The sequence below is a fragment of the Vibrio coralliirubri genome, from assembly GCF_024347375.1.
Taxonomy (GTDB): domain Bacteria; phylum Pseudomonadota; class Gammaproteobacteria; order Enterobacterales; family Vibrionaceae; genus Vibrio; species Vibrio coralliirubri.
In genome coordinates, this window is sequence record NZ_AP025471.1 from 468,874 (window position 1) to 486,555 (window position 17,682).

At 44.4% G+C, this 17,682-nt stretch carries 17 protein-coding genes; 7 read left to right on the forward strand and 10 right to left on the reverse strand.

Features of this window, described 5'->3' with window-relative positions; all coding sequences use genetic code 11:
* Window positions 1-113: 113 nt before the first annotated feature.
* A complete protein-coding gene (locus OCV20_RS18600) occupies window positions 114-2,180 on the forward strand; it encodes a carboxylesterase family protein (RefSeq protein WP_086773895.1) in 2,067 nt (688 codons plus the stop codon).
* Between the two features lie 102 nt (window positions 2,181-2,282).
* Here the strand turns inward: OCV20_RS18600 and OCV20_RS18605 are convergent, their stop codons facing one another.
* Both OCV20_RS18605 and OCV20_RS18610 read right to left on the reverse strand, forming a co-directional pair.
* A complete protein-coding gene (locus tag OCV20_RS18605; protein ID WP_048612554.1) occupies window positions 2,283-3,200 on the reverse strand; it encodes a LysR family transcriptional regulator in 918 nt (305 codons plus the stop codon).
* Window positions 3,201-3,347: 147 nt separating this feature from the next.
* Window positions 3,348-3,836 (reverse strand): DUF3299 domain-containing protein, encoded by a 489-nt coding sequence (locus tag OCV20_RS18610; protein ID WP_086773894.1) that lies wholly within the window; start codon window positions 3,834-3,836, stop codon window positions 3,348-3,350.
* Window positions 3,837-4,126: 290 nt separating this feature from the next.
* On the opposite strand from OCV20_RS18610, the gene OCV20_RS18615 reads away from it, so the two are divergent.
* The 4 genes from OCV20_RS18615 (at window position 4,127) to OCV20_RS18630 (ending at window position 8,245) form a co-directional block, all read left to right on the forward strand.
* Complete coding sequence (locus OCV20_RS18615) at window positions 4,127-4,885, forward strand: hypothetical protein (RefSeq protein ID WP_261881482.1); 759 nt, start codon at window positions 4,127-4,129, stop codon at window positions 4,883-4,885.
* A 319-nt stretch (window positions 4,886-5,204) separates the two neighbouring features.
* On the forward strand, window positions 5,205-6,773 hold the full coding sequence (locus OCV20_RS18620; RefSeq protein ID WP_157896340.1) for an amidohydrolase family protein: 1,569 nt from the start codon (window positions 5,205-5,207) through the stop codon (window positions 6,771-6,773).
* 94 nt (window positions 6,774-6,867) lie between these two features.
* Window positions 6,868-7,509, forward strand: coding sequence for a trimeric intracellular cation channel family protein (locus OCV20_RS18625; protein WP_050648634.1), 642 nt, complete (start codon window positions 6,868-6,870; stop codon window positions 7,507-7,509).
* Window positions 7,510-7,618: 109 nt separating this feature from the next.
* Complete coding sequence (locus OCV20_RS18630) at window positions 7,619-8,245, forward strand: LysE family translocator (RefSeq protein WP_050633273.1); 627 nt, start codon at window positions 7,619-7,621, stop codon at window positions 8,243-8,245.
* Window positions 8,246-8,321: 76 nt separating this feature from the next.
* On the opposite strand, the gene OCV20_RS18635 is transcribed toward OCV20_RS18630, so the two are convergent.
* On the reverse strand, window positions 8,322-8,927 hold the full coding sequence (locus OCV20_RS18635; protein ID WP_048608466.1) for a short chain dehydrogenase: 606 nt from the start codon (window positions 8,925-8,927) through the stop codon (window positions 8,322-8,324).
* A 153-nt stretch (window positions 8,928-9,080) separates the two neighbouring features.
* Here OCV20_RS18635 and OCV20_RS18640 point away from each other — a divergent pair, with 153 nt between their 5' ends.
* Together OCV20_RS18640 and OCV20_RS18645 are read left to right on the forward strand one after the other, a co-directional pair.
* Window positions 9,081-9,968 carry a LysR family transcriptional regulator gene (locus OCV20_RS18640; RefSeq protein ID WP_086773922.1) on the forward strand — a complete coding sequence of 296 codons (888 nt, stop codon included), beginning with the start codon at window positions 9,081-9,083 and terminating at the stop codon, window positions 9,966-9,968.
* A gap of 149 nt (window positions 9,969-10,117) precedes the next feature.
* Window positions 10,118-11,068, forward strand: coding sequence for a LysR family transcriptional regulator (locus OCV20_RS18645; RefSeq protein ID WP_086773892.1), 951 nt, complete (start codon window positions 10,118-10,120; stop codon window positions 11,066-11,068).
* A gap of 43 nt (window positions 11,069-11,111) precedes the next feature.
* Here the strand turns inward: OCV20_RS18645 and OCV20_RS18650 are convergent, their stop codons facing one another.
* Genes OCV20_RS18650 through OCV20_RS18680 form a run of 7 tightly spaced genes read right to left on the reverse strand, consistent with a single transcriptional unit; the run spans window position 11,112 to window position 17,668 of the window.
* Window positions 11,112-12,488 carry a BatD family protein gene (locus tag OCV20_RS18650; RefSeq protein WP_086773891.1) on the reverse strand — a complete coding sequence of 459 codons (1,377 nt, stop codon included), beginning with the start codon at window positions 12,486-12,488 and terminating at the stop codon, window positions 11,112-11,114.
* Window positions 12,475-13,209 carry a hypothetical protein gene (locus OCV20_RS18655; protein WP_086773921.1) on the reverse strand — a complete coding sequence of 245 codons (735 nt, stop codon included), beginning with the start codon at window positions 13,207-13,209 and terminating at the stop codon, window positions 12,475-12,477. The genes OCV20_RS18650 and OCV20_RS18655 overlap by 14 nt, the downstream gene beginning before the upstream one ends.
* On the reverse strand, window positions 13,203-14,183 hold the full coding sequence (locus OCV20_RS18660; protein ID WP_086773890.1) for a VWA domain-containing protein: 981 nt from the start codon (window positions 14,181-14,183) through the stop codon (window positions 13,203-13,205). Before OCV20_RS18660 ends, OCV20_RS18655 begins: the two co-directional genes overlap by 7 nt.
* The gene (locus tag OCV20_RS18665; RefSeq protein ID WP_086773889.1) at window positions 14,176-15,201 is read right to left on the reverse strand and encodes a vWA domain-containing protein; all 1,026 of its coding nucleotides are present in this window, start codon (window positions 15,199-15,201) and stop codon (window positions 14,176-14,178) included. The genes OCV20_RS18660 and OCV20_RS18665 overlap by 8 nt, the downstream gene beginning before the upstream one ends.
* Complete coding sequence (locus OCV20_RS18670) at window positions 15,194-15,733, reverse strand: DUF4381 domain-containing protein (RefSeq protein WP_050633279.1); 540 nt, start codon at window positions 15,731-15,733, stop codon at window positions 15,194-15,196. The genes OCV20_RS18665 and OCV20_RS18670 overlap by 8 nt, the downstream gene beginning before the upstream one ends.
* A 19-nt stretch (window positions 15,734-15,752) precedes the next feature.
* A complete protein-coding gene (locus OCV20_RS18675; protein WP_050654399.1) occupies window positions 15,753-16,685 on the reverse strand; it encodes a DUF58 domain-containing protein in 933 nt (310 codons plus the stop codon).
* Between the two features lie 14 nt (window positions 16,686-16,699).
* Window positions 16,700-17,668, reverse strand: coding sequence for an AAA family ATPase (locus OCV20_RS18680; protein WP_086773888.1), 969 nt, complete (start codon window positions 17,666-17,668; stop codon window positions 16,700-16,702).
* Window positions 17,669-17,682: the final 14 nt, after the last annotated feature.

The window sequence follows — 17,682 nt, forward strand, 5'->3', positions numbered from 1 at the left end:
ATTAACCCAACACTGATAACTGAATACCGACTAAACAACGATTCAATGGAAAGTATAACGCGCAGGGAGTTCGCATTGTGAAGAAATAAACATAACCAAATGCAGGCTCAACCATGACTTTTAAATTTCCAACTGTTAAGCGAAATCAGCGTTCTCATTTTAATAATAAAACGTTACTTACTCTCGGCATTACCTCACTCCTTATCGGGTGTGGTTCAGACAAAAGTTCAGACTCAGGAACCACGCCAGAGCAACCACAACTGATGCCGCTGCCGGCAAAAACAATCACCACGAATGTTGGCAACGCGACGCTAAAGGCATTGCAAGAATCCGTTTTGATTCAAGACACTCAAGGCGAAGAGATCTTGGTTGATATTGAAGCTTTTAAAGGCGTTCAATTTGGCCATGCAAATCGTTTTGCCCATAGTGAACTGACCTATTTAGAGAACACGATTGATGCAACCGAGTTTGGTGATGCATGCCCACAGTTAAAGGCAACAGCTCAATCGCAGTCGGAAGATTGTCTCAACATGAACCTATGGCGCCCAGAGGGAACACAAAGCGGGGATGGTTTACCTGTCTATCTGTTTATACACGGTGGAGACTTTGAGTACGGCTCGGGGTCTGCCAAGCTTATTCATGGAGACACGATTGTGGCTCAAGGATCGGCAGAGACTAACCCGTTCATTTTCATTACATTCAATTATCGATTGGGTGTATTGGGGAGTCATTGGGTTAAGGGCGAAAACAACAGTGGCAACTACGGCATTGGTGACCAACAAACTGCGCTAGAGTGGGTAAACCAACATATAGAAGCATTTGGTGGAGACGCTCAGAATGTCACGCTGATGGGGCAAGGTTCAGGCGCGATGTCTGTATCGATATTGCAGCAGCAAGCAGAGAAAGAAGGGCAGGCTAATGACTACTTTCAACGTAGTATCATGCAAAGTAATCCGTATGGCTTTGAATACCGAAGCTACGATGTTGCGAAGAGCCAAGACGACGAGTTAGATCTTGTTGACGCATCTTTGGAAGAAGTGTTGCTCACTCAAGAGTCGTTATTGTCACCGACAACGCGTATCAAAGATTGGCTACTTAAAGGTATTCTGCCATTAGTAAATGAATATTCACCAATATCATTAGGCAAGGCAGACCATACACCCATGGGGACTTTAATGCCTTTCTCGCCTTATTTGGTGTGTGAAAAGACATCTCTACTCGGGGCGTGCAGTCAAAATGCAGCACAACCGTATCAGTCTGATTTTATCGTTCCAACGGTAATCGGCGTTAACGCAAAAGACTCGAACACGATGAGTATGTTGCCAACTCTGACGTTTCTTATTCCTAAAATACTCGATTTGGTGTTGGAACAATCACCAGAGCTGCAAAGTGATAACGCCACCTCTCAAGACTGGATTAATGCGATTCAAAACTGGGTGCAAAGTGATGAGGCATCAACAGATATTGATTCGCTATTTGCATCGGCAGATGGCGAAGCAACCATACAACTTGAACTGGAAGATCTGCTTGCCGTGTTGCCTAAATCGGCTTACGAAGCGGTGAGTCAATTGTATTTTGGACTTGAAAATCGAAACAGTACAAGCGAGCTACTGTCGCTTACCGACTTTTATCCAAATGACGAAAGTGAGCTCGATAATGCAATGCGAAATATGGGGCAGTTCAAAATGATGATGAACGACATGCTCTTTAGTGGCCCATCACGTATTAAAGCAAAGCAATCGCAACAACCCGTCACGTTTTACCAGTTTGACTACAAACCGAGCTTCAATGTTTGGGCTTACAATACCAAGGGCGAAGAGCGAAGCGTCGATATTTCAGATGCATTAAAAACCGTCTCTTGTATTAGTGGAGCGTGTAATGGTTCAGAGCTGCCATTTGTGTTCAACAAGCCGTTTAAATTGGATGGTGAAGAAGCATCGCCGTCGAAGAAAGACAAAGCACTGATGAACAAGTTGTCACGAATTTGGTTCAGTGATGCGCTGTTTAGTGATTACCAATATAGTGAAGCGACCGACAGTGTTATGTCGATAGATAATGAAGGCAGTATCCACCTAGAATTAGACTGGGATAATTACTTCCAGCAAGGTGCCGACCCGGTATTGCGAAATGGACGATTAAATGGCCTAGAAGACCTTAATCTCATTGCCAATTATCTTTAACCAACTAACCAACTAACCAACAAAAAAAGTGATCCATTAGGATCACTTTTTTGTTTGTATCATAAGCAAGTATGCATCAATGCCATGCTTACTTTAGCGCTTTTAATTCAATGGGTTCTGCAGTGCAATAAAGCGTTCAACGTAGGCATCTGTCGCTGTCATGATCGACTTTTTCACTTCCATGATCTGTTTTGAATGTGGATTCCATAGCGCAAACGAGAATTTCATTCCCATCTTCAGTTGGTCTAACTCCAGTGTTTCCAAGCTTTCTGTTACATAGGGTGACTCTGACAACACCTTAGGTAACCACGCCCAACCGAGCTCGTCTTGAACCAACTTTATAACCAAGGCAAGCTGATCAACCTCTTCATGTATCGCTGATACTAAGAGCTTCTCTTTGAGACCTTCATCTTTAAACGCACTCAAAACGAACTGACGTGTGCTGCGTAAAGCGGTTAATGCTTCTGTTGGCGAAAGCTGGGAGAGTTTGCCTCCTTTTTTCACAAACGGCAAAAACTCGATATGGCCAATAAAGGTCGAGTCCTTACTGTACATACCTTTGCCTTTGTCGATCATCACCAAGCCAAAGTGAATATCACCACTTGCTAAGCCTTGTTCAATCTGGCTCTTTGTTCTCACCAGAAAGTTAACCTTCATGTTTGGAAAGTCTTGGTCGAGTTGGGCTCGTATGGAAGAGAGCAGGCGATGTGGAGTCATACTTGGATAGGCAAAATTGATGCTTTCCAGTCCACCGTAAGAGAGGCTTAGCGCGATATTATCGAAGATACGAGATTGCTCTATCGCAGACTTAGCGTAGTGATAAAGAAGCTTACCATCTTCAGTCGGTTCTACTGTGCGACCTATGCGCTCAAATAGCTCAACAGCTAGCACGTCTTCAAGGTTATTGATGACTTGGCCAGTGGTTGTACGGTGTTTGTTTAATCGGGCAGCAGCCTTGCTGAATGAACGCTCTTCGTAAACGGTCACAAAGGCGAGTAACTGTTCAATACTAAAATTCATACGTTGTACTCAATTGTTAGTCCATTAAGTATAACGTATCAGATATTCGTAGGGTTAGGTAATTCATATGCCCAACTATGATGTGCGTCGTAGTTGGGCAGAATAGGTATTTGGGGGGAGGTTGGAGCGCAGCGGTACAGGAGTTTGTTATTGATAGGGTGCGATTTCGATATCAATCATTTGATAACCCGTATCGGCAACGTCTGTCGAGGTATCTTTCGTTCTCAGGGTTCCCGTCAAATACACCGTATCCCATAACCCTTGTGCGCTCACATCTTTAGGAGAGTTTACATAGATGATTTGATTGGTCGGTGGTGGCGGTACGTGTATGCAGGCACCGTAATAAGGAACCAACAAAAACTCAGTAGCGATCTCATCATCACCTTCAAGAGGAATGATGAATCCCGGAATCTTAACACGTTGCCCATCAAGTTCTTTTCTTACTGAGCCTAACTTATTTTGTTCTGGCATATCCCAAGAATGTTCGGCGAGGAAAGGCTGTGTCGCTTTTCTGATCATGGCTTGTTCTTGTGCTGGTACAAGATAAATCCACTCTATTTCCTGGGTGTCTGCGTGAACGGAGAACGCGCTAAAAAGTGCGACTGATAGTCCAAGGGTTGTTGTTAGCTTTTTCATGTTGCCTCTTTAATATCTTTGCTGTTGGGGATGCAGGCGATATTAAAGTGGTATGGATCATCAAACGAATCGTCAATGATGGATCAAACTCGTCCTTATTGTGGTTGTTTATCGAGGGGGTTAGGAGATATCAACAGAGCAACTGAATTCATTATTTGGACGTGTTACATCCGTCCAAGTGGAGTTTTAGATAGATCAGTTCCATTCAATAATATCGGTGTACGGAAACGAGGGCGAACAGTTCGCTCATTCATAGGAGGGTGATAACTTAACTTACACAGGTATATATGATGATTAACCGCAAAACACTTTCACTATCTATTCTTTCAGTTGCAGCGACAGCGCCTTTATTAGCAGCGCCTCTATTTGCTGCAGAGTCTGAGCCGAACCCTTCAGACTTAACGGAAACGAGTACATCAGCGTATTTTGGTATGAGTAACCAAGGCGATGTAAAGGGCTCAATATCTGGAGACTTTCATTTTGATAATGGGCAGACAGGCATGCTTACCGTCGAAGGAACGATGACTCAACAGGGGAAATATTCTGACAGTCGAGTTCAGTATTTCCATGTTTTTTCAACAGAGAACAAAATTGTTCCAAGAGCTGCGCTATCGCTCGACGTTATTGATAACTCGATGTTTACTTCTGCGTCATTGGGCGGAGTTGCAGCGATTGATAGCGGGGTGAAAGGACTGCAGTTATTCCCGCGCTTAGGCGTATTGGCCGGTGAATATTCTGATGCGTCAGTGTTGTCGTTTGATGCTGACAAGAAAGAAGCGATAGGCGGATCAGCCGCTTTCTATATGATGTATCAGTTGGGTGAAGATGGTACCTACATCGGCGCATGGCCAGAGTACAATTACTTAAACGGTGATATTGAAACGTCGATGCTTAAATCAACATTAATGATTGCGACGCCTTTCTCTAACGATAAAACTCGATGGGGGCAGCTAAGAGTCGATAACACCACAGGTTATATGCAATCCCAAACTCGCTCTATTGATATCGACGATACGGTTGTTTGGGCTAACTACAAATTCTATTTCTAACTTTTGATGTATAACCGGAAAGGCAGCGCTAATAGCGCTGCCTTTTTTCGTTTGTGGCGTGACTAATTGAGTCGCTTAACCCGCTAACTTTCACACGAATTTAAGAAAATTAAATAATTTCAAAAATACTATCATCAAAGTAAGCCGTGTTTAGATGTGGGTTCTTAACAATATCAATAGCTTACTCTACTTGATGAGATTTGGATGTGTTGAGTCCGTCCTATGTGATTTATCAGACTGACAAAGTTCATTAATAATGCGAATCAAAGAGGCGGACAACGCTGACTTAATTTACTTATTTACCTTTGGAGTCAACATTATGAACAAGCAAATCAAAGCTACTCAAATCAAACGTACGGCCCTAGCAATGCTGGTGGCAATGTCACCAAGTGTCTTCGCTTATGATCTCGTTATCATGAATGGTCGAGTTATGGACCCTGAAACGGGCTATGACCAAGTTGCCAATGTCGCAGTTGAAGATGGAAAGATCGTCGCTATCACTCGAGATGCTATCGAGGGCGATAAAATGATTGATGCTGAAGGGCTGGTTGTTGCACCTGGTTTTATTGATACTCACTCACACGTTGTTGCGATTCCAGTCATGCAAAAGCTACAACTACGTAGTGGTGTTACAACGCCATTGGCTCTAGAAGTTGGCGCTTATCCAGTGAGTGATTGGTATCAACGATTGGAAGGCCGTTCACAAACGAACTTTGGTGCGAGCGTGTCATCTGCGGGTATTCGTACCAAAGTCTTTAACGACGATTACCACACACGCACGGGTACAATGATTAACGATATTTTTGATACCGAAGAGGCAAAAGCATCGAAGATCTCTGGTGATTCAATGACTAAGATTGCATCAAGAGAGCAAATAGAAACGATTTCTGAAATGGTCGATAAAGAGCTCAAAGATGGCGGTTTAGGTATCGGTGTTCCAGTGGGTTATATGTCTAAAGCGGCAACGACCATCGAAACTAAAGAGTGGCAGAGACTTGCGGGTGAATACGGTGTTCCAACGTTTTTGCACGGCCGATTCTCAAGCCAACTTCCACCAACATCGGGCTTAATTGGTATTGAAGAGATGCTATCTGGAGTGGGTATTTATGGTGGTGGTTTGTTGGTTCAGCACATGCACCAGCAAACTCTCAATGAAACACCTGTCGCACTTAAGATGCTGGACGATGCAAAAGCAAAAGGCATGAACGTCGCAGCAGAGATCTACCCATATAACTATGGTGCAACCATTGCAGCGGCGGACTACCTAGAGCCAGAAAACTACCAGCGCAATATGGCACGAGATTACTCAGATATTATTGAAACAGAAACAATGAAACCTCTAACTAAAGAGCGATACGAGCAATTGCTAAAAGAGAACCCTCAAGCGAGTGTTATGTTCTACGGTGCAACGGATCAAGACCTTAAAAACGCGCTCGCTCATGAGTCAACAATCGTTGGTAGTGATGCTTTCCCACTGATGAAAGAGGATGGAATGATGGCTTACAGCTGGAATACGTCTTATGAAGGTCTACAAGGACACCCAAGAGCCGCTGGTACTCAAGCTAGAGTATTGAAAATGGTTCGTGAAGACAACCTGATGCCATTGATGTCTGCGGTTTCTAAAATGTCTTACATGCCAGCTAAGTTCTTGCAAGACAATGGTATTAACCAAATGAGCCAAAAGGGTCGTATTCAAGTGGGCGCTGATGCTGACATCACGATGTTTGATCCAGAAACGGTAACGGACAACTCGACACTTAAAGAACCAGGTTTGCCATCAACAGGTATCCCATATGTTGTGGTTAACGGAACAGTAGTCGTAGGAGACTCTAAAGTGCTGCCAAATGTTTACCCGGGTAAAGCGGTGCGTAATAGCGTTACCAAATAAAGCTACCTAAACAAACGTTCATAGAAGCAGACGCGACAACTTCGGTTTCACGTCTGTTTTTTTATCACCAAATTAGCATCTAAAGGGTCATCAAATGTTCGTAACAACCACGGAACTCATAAATACTATCTCTGTCCTTGGTACTGCTGCTTTCGCGTTCTCTGCGGTATTGGCAGCGAGTGAAAAAAAGACGGATATTTTCACGGTGGTGGTATTGGGTGTAATCACAGCAGTAGGGGGAGGCAGCACACGTGATGTATTGCTCGATGTGACCGTGTTTTGGTCAGAGGAACTGTATTATGTCTGGATTGCGGTTGTGAGTAGCTTAATCGGCTTTATCTGTGTTTCGTTTTTGAAGAAGCGTTGGTTTCATACGATCAACCTTTATGTCGATGCGATTGCTATCGCCATGTTTGCGATTCAAGGGACTGAAAAAGCATGGAGCTTAGGTTTCGGGCTACCGCTAGGTCCAATCATGTTGGGTATTATTACGGCCGTGGGAGGAGGGGTTATAAGGGACGTTTTGATTCAACGTCCGACGCTACTGTTATCAAAAGAGCTTTACGCAATCCCTGTTGCATTAGGCTGTACATTACATGCGACTACACTGGCGTTGCTTCCACAATATACCGATGTGAGTGCGATTGTTTCTATTGCCCTTGTGATTTACATACGCCACCTGTCGATTAGTAAACAACTTGCTGTTCCAAAGTGGGCGACATTGAATCCAGTTTAAAACCAGTTTCCGTTTTATTTCACTGGCATTGATCGTTTTCTTTACTCGACTCAAGACAGCATGATACGTTCATGATCAATTATGTTGGGTTATAGAAAAGGACAGTCCAATGTCATTAGAAAGTGCGATTACATTCTTTATTGCCATGTTTATATTTGGTATTACTCCGGGGCCTGGCGTATTTGCCATTTTAGCTCGTGCTATGGTTCAAGGATGGCGAAAGTGCGTCACGCTTTCATTAGGTATGATATGCAGTGATCTTATTTATCTTGCGCTTGCCTGTTTTGGTCTAGCAACGATTGCCGAGAATTGGTCGATTGCGTTTGAGGTGATTCGCTACGTTGGTGCAGCCTATTTGATTTACTTGGGCTACAAGATGTTTAAGAGCCTACCTGAAGTGCAAGGCTCTGCGGAACTTGCCGCCAAACAGAGTCAGAAATCCGAACTTGCGAGTTTCGCGCAAGGCTTTTTGATTTCAGCATCAAACCCTAAAGTGATTCTATTTTATATTTCGTTCTTGCCCACTTTCATTGATCTGACGGTTCTGCGTTCACAAGATATCGTCTTGGTTTCTGCGCTAGCATCTGTTGCTCTGATGTCCGGTTTAATGCTTATCGCTGTAGGCGCGGGCAGAATGGCAAGTTTGCTGAAAACGCCACGTGCACATAAAAGGTTAAACCAAAGTGCTGGTGGAATAATGATTGCAGCTGGCTCATATTTGGCGATAAATCGATAAATACGATTATTTAAACAGAAAGGCGAACCGATGGGTCCGCCTTTTTAGTTGCAGGAAAGTAGCTAATGTTCGTGCATTACGCGTCTACGAAAATCACTTCACCAGTAAGAAAGCCATCGACCGAGCGCTCAAACGCTTTGCCAACAAGTTTGCTTGGTACAGGTTCAAAACCTGGCATCATTTCACCGTAAACATCCCACGCTTCAGCAAGAACGGTCGGGTTAATGACATTGATACGTGTGTTTCTTGGCATTTCATAAGCGACAGTCTTAACGAAGGTATCAATTGCGCCGCTAGTGGTAGCATCAGCAATCGCAAAAGGAATAGGTTTAACATTCAAGATACCGCTAATTAGAGTAAATGAACCGCCATCAGCAATGTACTTTTGGCCGATGCGAACAAGGTTGATTTGTCCCATCATTTTGCTCATTACCGTGGTCATCCATTGATCTTCAGTCATATCCGCAAAGGTGTTGTATTCACACAAGCCAACGGTGTTAACAACTGCATCAAAGTGTCCGACTTTTTTGTAAAGTGCCTCAATTGATTGCGGGTCAGTGATATCAACGATGTGGTCGACATCGCCAGAGCGACCCGCAGTGATAACGTTATGGTTGCCTAGTCCCATTAATGCTGCTTGACCCATCTTGCCACGTGCGCCAATTAGAATGATTGTTTTCATGTTGTTCTCCGATCTGTATATGTTTCGTTTCGATGGAAGAACTTTAACCAAACCTCTAAACAAGTAGAAACAAAGTCTAATTGTGAGTGTTACTGGTTTTTCTTGTTGAGTGTTACACTGACATGGAATCCAACTACACCGAAGCGAGTGCGTGTGAGCAAACTAGACCGATTAGACATTAAGCAGCTTAGAGTTTTCCAAGCTTTAATCCGTGAAGAGAACGCGTCCAAAGCTGCGAATCAATTGGGGATGACTCAGCAAGCTGTCAGTGAGCATTTGAAGAAACTGCGAGAAGTGTTTGACGATAGGTTGTTTGTGAGAAAAACCAACGGCTTTGTTCCGACCACCTTTGCACAAGAGTTATCTGTCGGTGTCGATCGTCTGCTGATCGACTTCAATTTGTTGTTATCTAAAACAAACTTCGTACCACAAAAAGCCAAAGGGACATTCGTTATTGCGGCAACAGACTACGCACAGCAGATCATTTTGCCGAGTTTAATCGCGCAGTTAAGGGAACAAGCACCGAACTTAAAGCTGATTGTGCGTGATTTTGAAATTGATAATTTGCATGAGCTAATGGAAAGCGGGAAGGTCAATTTAGCTATCGCGTTTCCGGACTATATTCCTGATAGCTACAAAGTCATTAAGTTGTTTGAAGAGCATCATGTGTGTGTTGCATCACCTCATGCTTCAATAGCACAAACCACACCTTCATTAGAGGAAGTGGCGACTTATCCCACCATTATTGCATCACCATCGCGTCCAAACTTCAAAGGATCGATTGATGAATGGTTCAGTCAGTTTGGGTTAAAGCGCAATGTCGTGGTCTCCGCACCGTGTTTCTCCATTGTACCCATGTATTTAAACACCACAGATTCTATTGCGTTCTTGCCATCCAGAGCTATTGAAGGGTTCAATTTGGTGACGATCCCAATGGAGCACTCCCCAGAAAGCTTTGATGTGGTGGCTGCTTGGCACCCGAGATATAACGAAGACCCACTACAAAAATGGGTCACATCCTTGCTCAAGATTGACGAATAACGGGTATTAAAAATGACAGTAAAGTAGGGCGCATCGACTGAATAGCTCGCATTATTGAACGAAACGTTTGGCCAGTTATCATCACTACTTGTTTGTTAGTCACAATGGTGCAATTATTTAAAGAGTGATATTACTCGGATGCATGTCTTATGATGACTATCGAACAACAGCTTTCTCGGTTGGACCTAAACTTATTGGTGTCGTTAAGTGTTTTAATCAAAGAGAGGAACGTAACGCGAGCTGCCAATACCTTGTATCTGTCTCAGCCTGCGATGAGTCGTACCTTAAGTCGTTTGCGAGAGTTGTTTGATGACCCACTGTTTTATCGAGAGTCGAATGGTTTAGTGCCCACGCAAAAAGCGTTAGAACTGCAAGCACCTTTAGAAGAGTTGCTATTGGCGATGCGAAGCCTAGTAACGAAATCTGCGTTTGATCCTGCTGAATGTGTTCAAACCTTTGTTGTCTCTGTACCGCCATTAATGAGTCGGATGCTTTCTGTGCCCCTTGCTGAACGCTTCATGCACGATGCGCCAAACGCCAGTCTTATCGAATATCCGATTGCAAAAACGCCTACTAGCCAACTGCTGTCACGAGATGTGGATTTTACCATTCACATCGAAGCCCCGAGCAATCCAATCGAATTTCCATACGTGAGTCTTGGGCAGATCTATCCGGTATTTTATGTTTCTGAACATCACCCTTTAGCGAAAGCGAAAAATGTCACGCTTGATCAGTGCATCGAATCTCGTTTTGTCGATCTCACGCTCGATATTCGTTCCAATTATGGGCTGCAGCACCCGGTAGACTCTTATTTAGCTAAGAATGGAATGCAAAGAGACATTGCTTTCAAGAGTGGACAGCTTCTTACGTTGGTGGAGGTGATGCAGAGTTCGAATACAATTTTGGTTGCGACCCACAAATTGACGGAACTAGAGGGAATAGGTGACAAGATAGTGCCGATATTCTCTCTAGATAATGTACCCGAGTTAATGTTCGAACTGTTTTTGATTGAGCATAAAAGAACCGTTACCAGCCCAGCACATCAATGGTTCAAGAACTTAGTCGTGTCCGTGATTGAAGACGTTGTTTGTGATAGTTGAGCCACGTCTTTGCTAACACCGCAGCCAAAGTTAAGTTGACCGCTTAGTTCAGATTCCAATTAAACCTAAACGGTGTTCTTCGGGTTTTGGGCGAGTCATTGATGGCTTTTAACAGTGTTTTGGCTTCTGTTAGTGAAACTGAGAGGGAGGTTGAAACTGAGCCTTCAGTAGTTTTTGCGTAGCCAAGCTTCAATAACTTCTTCCAAATGTTGTTTGATTCAGAATCTAGAGGCAGTTCAAGCGTACCTTTCGACAAGGTTTTTCGCCCTGTAATCTCGTAGACAGTTTGCACCGCTTTGCTGTACTGCTTTTCTTCAACGTGTCGACAAAATTGAATACTCAGCTTTTTGGTATTCAACTGTTGGCGTGCGACAAAATAACATTTTGAATCAATGGAGTGATTTCCGATCAGGCGAGCAATCGCAGCAAGGAATACTCCCGCAATGACCAAGTAATGCCAATATTGACTCAACCAATTCGATAAGGTCTGAGCCCGATCGCTCGAGCCTAGAGTGTTACTTAACGAGTCTAATAACTTTACGTCACCGACTTGAAGCGTTTGCTGCTCTACAGTTAACGATTCCAGCTGATTGGTCTTTGTGTTCCACCACGTCATGGTCTGTTTTGGTAAGACGACTTTCCCTTGTTCTTGAAGAATTAACGTTACCTGTTGTTTGAGTGTCGCGGTATTGCTCTTATTCAGGCGATTAAATACGTTTTCTTTGACTGCTGGTTTGCGATACAACTCAACGCCAGATATGTCTGGGATGTTGATCTCAGGCAGCAACATCATGTGTGAGTTTGCCACGCTCAATGTATACGTTGCAGTGACAGCGTGGCCAACTTCGAATTCGTCGGTTAACGGACGATCGGTTGATATTGAAAGCTCAGCATTTGGGCTAACAATCAACGCGTCTATATCAATGTTGCTCACGGGCATTTTGGATGTAAAGTTAATGGGTTGCGATTGAATCACGCCCTCAACAACTGTTTCGCTGGTAAGCTCTACACTAACAGGGATGCTCAATTCAGGAACAGTAAACTCGCCAGCTTGCATTGGGTATAAGTAGTAGCGTGCTTTTTGGGTAAACCACTTAGTGCCTTCAATTGTGCGTGCTGAACGCGCGACTTTCTGCTCATCTTTCTTTACTACCGTGTTGGGTATATCTAAGTAAGGTAATGCCAACTCTTCTTTAAAGGGGCGGGTACTCAATACTTCAACGTAGAGTGCGACTTGCTGTTTCACTACGACATCTCGAGCTTTAATTTCAACATTCAGCTTCAACTCACCTTCACCGACAAGCTGGTCTAGGTTAGTCGCACTGGCAGGCATTGAAATTAAAAGCATCATCGCGGATAAGGCAGTAAACCAACACTTCATAAGGGCGAATGCTCGGATTTTCGATTTAGTTTTGTTCATTGCTGTATTCCTGCTGAAATTTTTGTCTTAGAAACTTAGATGGATTTTGTCTGACCTGTTTTAGCCAAACTTGGTCAGAGATCACGAGCTCCTTCTGACTCCCTTCTTTTGGTTCTTCGTCGACCAATTTCCTATCATCAATGACTTTTTCTGAATCTTGTTTTGTCGGTGGTGTGTTCTTGATCTTCTCTATCGCAGCTTCCACAACGGCGAGGTTGTTGGTCGCTTGTTCTAAATACTTTTCGTTGTTTAACAGTTCGTTGTAAAGCGCCGTGGCTTTATCAAATTGGGCTGTATGAGCGTAGCTGTTTGCGACAATTAACTTGGCGAAATCAGTCAACGCTAACGATTTGCCACCTTGTTTACTTACTTGTGGGCTTAATTGATCAATCGCGCCAAGGAAATCACCTGACAGATAACGACTGTAGGCTTTCCATGTTGGATCATCGAACAGAGCGGCACTTTGCGCGTAGTTGCCTTGTTTGAACTCGACATAAGCGTGTTGATCGCTAGATAGCCAAAAATCAAAAAATGAGTGCTTATCGGAAATTCCCCAAATCAGATTTCCTGCAATAAGCACAAGCAAAAAGTGCATTGGCTTAAGTTTGGATAACCAAGCTAAGAGAATGGATTGGTTCGGAGTCGAAGAGGTTGGCTTCGTCAGATTATCAATCTTTTGATTGATTACCTTTGGATTCGCTACCTGTTTATTATTTACCACTGTAGCGTCCACCCTTTTCTAAACCACATCAATTGAATCGGCAGCAACAAGAATAGCAACCAATAGCCCGCGTCTAACCAAGGTAGGGCGCTATCGCTGACCGCAAACAGGTTGTTTTGAATGCCTTGATAAACCGCGTCTACATCGCTAGCGTCGTGGGTGAATGAAACCATGTTTCCATGACCTGCTTGCGCGAGTTGTGACAGTGAAGTGAGTTGAGTTTCTGTTAAACCTGCTGTGCCATTTCCGCCACTTTGTGGGTTTTCACCCATCGCCCAAACGATCACTTGGTGTTGCTGTTGTTCAAAAGCTTTAGTGAATTCTTCTATCGCTTGGTCATTGGTCTTGTCCGTCAGTATCAAAACCGTTGATGGTGCTTTTGCTTGTGAGATTAGCTCGAGCGTTGGCTTTAACACCGAAGCCGGTTTGCTCTCATTATCTGGTAACAAGCTTCCATCCAATACATCGAGGAAGTATCGCGTTAACTCTTTGTCTTTGGTGACAGGCATAGCGACATGGGCACTGCCACCGTATATAACCAATCCGGTTTTTGCATCGCCGCGCATCTCAACGAGCTGATTGATCTTCTGTTTAGCGCGCTCTAATCGTGACGGCTGAATGTCGGTTTTATTCATTGAATCAGAGACATCCAAGGCGATGACCAGCTCGGAATTGTCTTCAAAAAATGGTGAAGGTTGCTGCTGCCACGTTGGACCCGCCATAATGAGCGTGGCTAGAACCGAAAACACCAAAAACAATCGATTAGGAGAAACCATACGCGCTCGATTTTGGTTGAGAGACAGATGTTCCACCATGTTTTTAGACATCACAGGTTGCCACTGCGCGACCAAATCGTCTTGTTGAACGAGTGCGCGATAAAACAACACGAACGGGATCAGTGCTAACAACCATAATGGGCGCATGAAATGAAACTGGGTGATATCGCCACCAAACCATGTATTGAAATCAGTCATTGGTTAGCTCCTCTCTACGGCGAATAACGCGCTTTATTTCTTTTTTACGACGCAGATTTGCACCAAACACGATTAAGGCAGCGAGTAGGTTGCTCACCAGACACACGCCAAATGCATAGTGGTGCAAGCTGTGTTTAGGACGGTGAGATAAAAGCTCGAACTCTTGCTGTTCTAGTTCGTCGATCGTTGCGTAAGCTTGTTCGAGTTGCTTTCGGTCCATAGCATGAAACATCTGCCCGCCAGTTGCTGCGGATACCTTCTCCAATGTTGGAAGATCCATTTTGTAGCGACCTTTGGTACTCGGGTCACCAATTGCAATGGTGTAAATCTTCACACCATATTTGGCGGCGATTTCGGCGGCTTTGACAGGAGGCATTTTCGAGCTTGTGTCATCACCATCGGTTAGCAGAATCATCACTCTTTGGCGGCTCTGTTCTTGTTCGAATACGGCAATTGATAAGCCAATTGCATCGCCAAAAGCGGTTTGAAACCCGGCGTAGCCAAGCTCAACGTCTTCGAGCAGCGATTGCCACACGTCAATATCTTCAGTAAATGGCGCTTGAACATACGCAGAGTCGGCAAACAAGATTAACCCCAAGCGGTCATGTTCTCGCTGGGCTGCGAACTCGCGCAACACCTGCTTTGCAATGGTTAAACGGTCGTGTTTGTTGCCTTGTTTATCGGAAAAATCCTCTTCTGACATCGAACCTGACAGATCAAGTGCGACCATAATTTCACGAGCAGATTTCTTTTGTTCAATTGGTTCGCCCACCCACATCGGTTTAGCAATCGCAACGACTAAAGCGAGATAGCTGATAATGACCAATAGCCATTGCACTTTACGACGGCTCATCTTGACTGCGGTTTCAGAGGGCTCCTGTGAAGAGACGGCAATCAGGCGATCAAAAAAGGGCACTTGAATCGCGCTTTTTGACTCTTTGTAAACGGGCAATAACCAATACACGGCAAAAGGTAAACAGAGCAGTGCAAACGCTATCGGGTATTCAAATTCAATCATGTGACACCTCGTGATGCTTTATCCAAAGTGCAACGTTCTCCATGATGGCGTTTCGTTTTTCTTCCGTTAATGTCGCTGCTGAAGAGTAGGCGAGTTGAGCAAGTACGCCTGAAAGTTCTAATGTAGAGAACTCGGTTGAAAATTGGCGATTAGTGCAATGGTCGTCTAACCATTTTTCCCAATCTGTACCAGTTAAAGGGGCGACCTCTGCACGAGGAAAGGCGTACAATGCGGTTCTTCGTAGCAGTTGTGGTAGCTTTTGAAATGATGAAATGTCACCGGATTGAGCCTCTAAAGAGAGTTGCTCGAGTTCTACCAAGGCAGCGCGTCGGTATGTGTTTGCTAGGTACTTTTGAATAACTAAATAGACACGATATAAAGCGAAGCAAAACAGCAACAAGAGCAGCCAGTACCAGCCTGGTGCATTCGGTAGCCACGAGATACTTTCTGGCAAAGAAGGCTCAGACAAAGAGGCCATCAATGGATTCACGTTCTCTGGCTGTAAAGGCTCAAGCCCAGTGTTAGTCGTCATAGTCTGCATTCTCAGTTATTTAACTCGCGCCGAGTGCTTTTCTAAGCTGAACATCGGTTGGATCGACGGTGTTGAATGGCAATACAGGGATTCGATATTTTTTCGCCACTGCCGTGAAATTATCTATGGCTTGAACCACGTCTTTGGCAAATGCATCGCGTAACTGTGCTTCTTGGCCTGATACGGATAATTGCAATTGCCCATCGCTGAGTACCATCTTATTCAGCGTGGCTAAATCATGCTCTAGTGGGTCGGTAACATGACACAACACCACATCGTTGTGCTGACACAAAGCCTTGATTTGTTCTTCGCTACGCTCGTTATAGCCGTAGCCATCGGTAATCAAGATCACTAACCCATCATGCTTAACCAACCTCTGCGCCTGATGAAACAATTTAGCGAACGAATTGGATTGTGTGTCTTGCGCCTTTCCCGCTTTGAGCTGCTGATTCTTACTCGCAATCTCATTGAGTATTTTGAGTACGTGATTAGCGCTGCGCTGCGGTGAAATAGGCAGAGCAGTACTGTCGTTATAAACAATGGCACCCACACGATCGGTACTGTCTATGACTTTCCAAGCAATCAAAGCTGCGATTTCTGCAGCAACTACAGATTTCATTCGACCTGTACTGCCAAAGAACATGCTAGTGCGCTGATCGACCATGACATAAACGTTACGCTCGCGCTCTTCAGAGAATATTTTGACGTGTGGCTTGCCCGTTCTATTGGTCACTTTCCAATCCATAGTGCGAATATCGTCACCAATCTGGTAGTGACGCATCTCTTCAAAGTTCAACCCACGCCCACGTAGCTTCGAAACATGACGACCCGTTAACGCACTGTTGATTGGCTGATTAGGTAGAAAGTCAAAGCCATGCGCCTTGTATTTCAACAATCGCAATGCCTTTAGATTGGTATAGATATCAGGATCAAGTGTTGGTTTCGTTTCCATGGTGACCTCTCGCGTTACGCTACTGCAACTTGAGACAAAATCTCATCGATGACTCTGTCTGAACTGACGCCTTCAGCCAGTGCATCGTACGATAGAATAAGGCGGTGGCGCAGAACCCCATGAACGACGTTGCGAACATCATCAGGGTCGACAAAGTCCTTACCGTTTAGCCATGCCATCGCTCGTGAACACTTGTCTAACGCGATGGTTGCACGCGGGCTTGAACCAACACCAATCCATTGTGAAAGGGGTGACTCTGGGTACAACTCGGGTTGTCTTGTTGCCACAACAATCGCGACAATGTACTTAAGAACCGCGTCGCTACAATGTATGTCGCGCAGTTGATCACGAGCATCAAAAATGCATTGAGGATCAATAGGTTCAGGTTTGTCTGTGCTTGGTTTTTCCTCACTGCGAACCAATTTAATGATCTGCTCTTCGGCATCCGCATCTGGATAATCGAGATTTATTTTCATGATAAATCTGTCCATTTGCGCTTCTGGCAGTGGGTATGTCCCTTCTTGTTCAACCGGGTTTTGTGTTGCTAAAACCATGAATAGATCAGGCAGTTTGTAAGTCTTACCAGCAACAGTGATTTGTCGCTCTTCCATCGCTTCTAACAATGCAGCTTGTACCTTTGCTGGGGAACGGTTGATCTCATCCGCCAGTAATAGGTTGTTGAAAACTGGGCCCGGTTGGAAGGTAAGCGTTGGTTTGCCGTCTACGTCTTGATACACCTCTGTGCCTGTTACGTCCGAAGGAAGAAGATCCGGCGTAAATTGAACACGACCAAGGTCAACCTGTAGGGCAGAAGCCAATGATTTGATAGAACGAGTCTTTGCTGTTCCGGGTAATCCTTCAAGCAGAACATTACCATTTGTAAGTAGCGCAACCAGTAATGTGTCGACCATATGCTGCTGGCCAATTACCGAGGATTCCATCTGCTGCTTTAGTTGGTTTATAGAGTCTAAAGTTGGGTTCATTTGCTTACCTATTG

What these genes read in the sequence shown, in the direction of transcription:
- OCV20_RS18635 (WP_048608466.1), bottom strand. Translation starts at nt 8,927, where the DNA reads ATGAAAACAATCATTCTAATTGGCGCACGTGGCAAGATGGGTCAAGCA.
- OCV20_RS18660 (WP_086773890.1), bottom strand. Translation starts at nt 14,183, where the DNA reads ATGACTGATTTCAATACATGGTTTGGTGGCGATATCACCCAGTTTCAT.
- OCV20_RS18645 (WP_086773892.1), top strand. Translation starts at nt 10,118, where the DNA reads ATGATGACTATCGAACAACAGCTTTCTCGGTTGGACCTAAACTTATTG.
- OCV20_RS18610 (WP_086773894.1), bottom strand. Translation starts at nt 3,836, where the DNA reads ATGAAAAAGCTAACAACAACCCTTGGACTATCAGTCGCACTTTTTAGC.
- OCV20_RS18665 (WP_086773889.1), bottom strand. Translation starts at nt 15,201, where the DNA reads ATGATTGAATTTGAATACCCGATAGCGTTTGCACTGCTCTGTTTACCT.
- OCV20_RS18670 (WP_050633279.1), bottom strand. Translation starts at nt 15,733, where the DNA reads ATGACGACTAACACTGGGCTTGAGCCTTTACAGCCAGAGAACGTGAAT.
- OCV20_RS18615 (WP_261881482.1), top strand. Translation starts at nt 4,127, where the DNA reads ATGATTAACCGCAAAACACTTTCACTATCTATTCTTTCAGTTGCAGCG.
- OCV20_RS18605 (WP_048612554.1), bottom strand. Translation starts at nt 3,200, where the DNA reads ATGAATTTTAGTATTGAACAGTTACTCGCCTTTGTGACCGTTTACGAA.
- OCV20_RS18600 (WP_086773895.1), top strand. Translation starts at nt 114, where the DNA reads ATGACTTTTAAATTTCCAACTGTTAAGCGAAATCAGCGTTCTCATTTT.
- OCV20_RS18675 (WP_050654399.1), bottom strand. Translation starts at nt 16,685, where the DNA reads ATGGAAACGAAACCAACACTTGATCCTGATATCTATACCAATCTAAAG.
- OCV20_RS18680 (WP_086773888.1), bottom strand. Translation starts at nt 17,668, where the DNA reads ATGAACCCAACTTTAGACTCTATAAACCAACTAAAGCAGCAGATGGAA.
- OCV20_RS18620 (WP_157896340.1), top strand. Translation starts at nt 5,205, where the DNA reads ATGAACAAGCAAATCAAAGCTACTCAAATCAAACGTACGGCCCTAGCA.
- OCV20_RS18650 (WP_086773891.1), bottom strand. Translation starts at nt 12,488, where the DNA reads ATGAACAAAACTAAATCGAAAATCCGAGCATTCGCCCTTATGAAGTGT.
- OCV20_RS18630 (WP_050633273.1), top strand. Translation starts at nt 7,619, where the DNA reads ATGTCATTAGAAAGTGCGATTACATTCTTTATTGCCATGTTTATATTT.
- OCV20_RS18625 (WP_050648634.1), top strand. Translation starts at nt 6,868, where the DNA reads ATGTTCGTAACAACCACGGAACTCATAAATACTATCTCTGTCCTTGGT.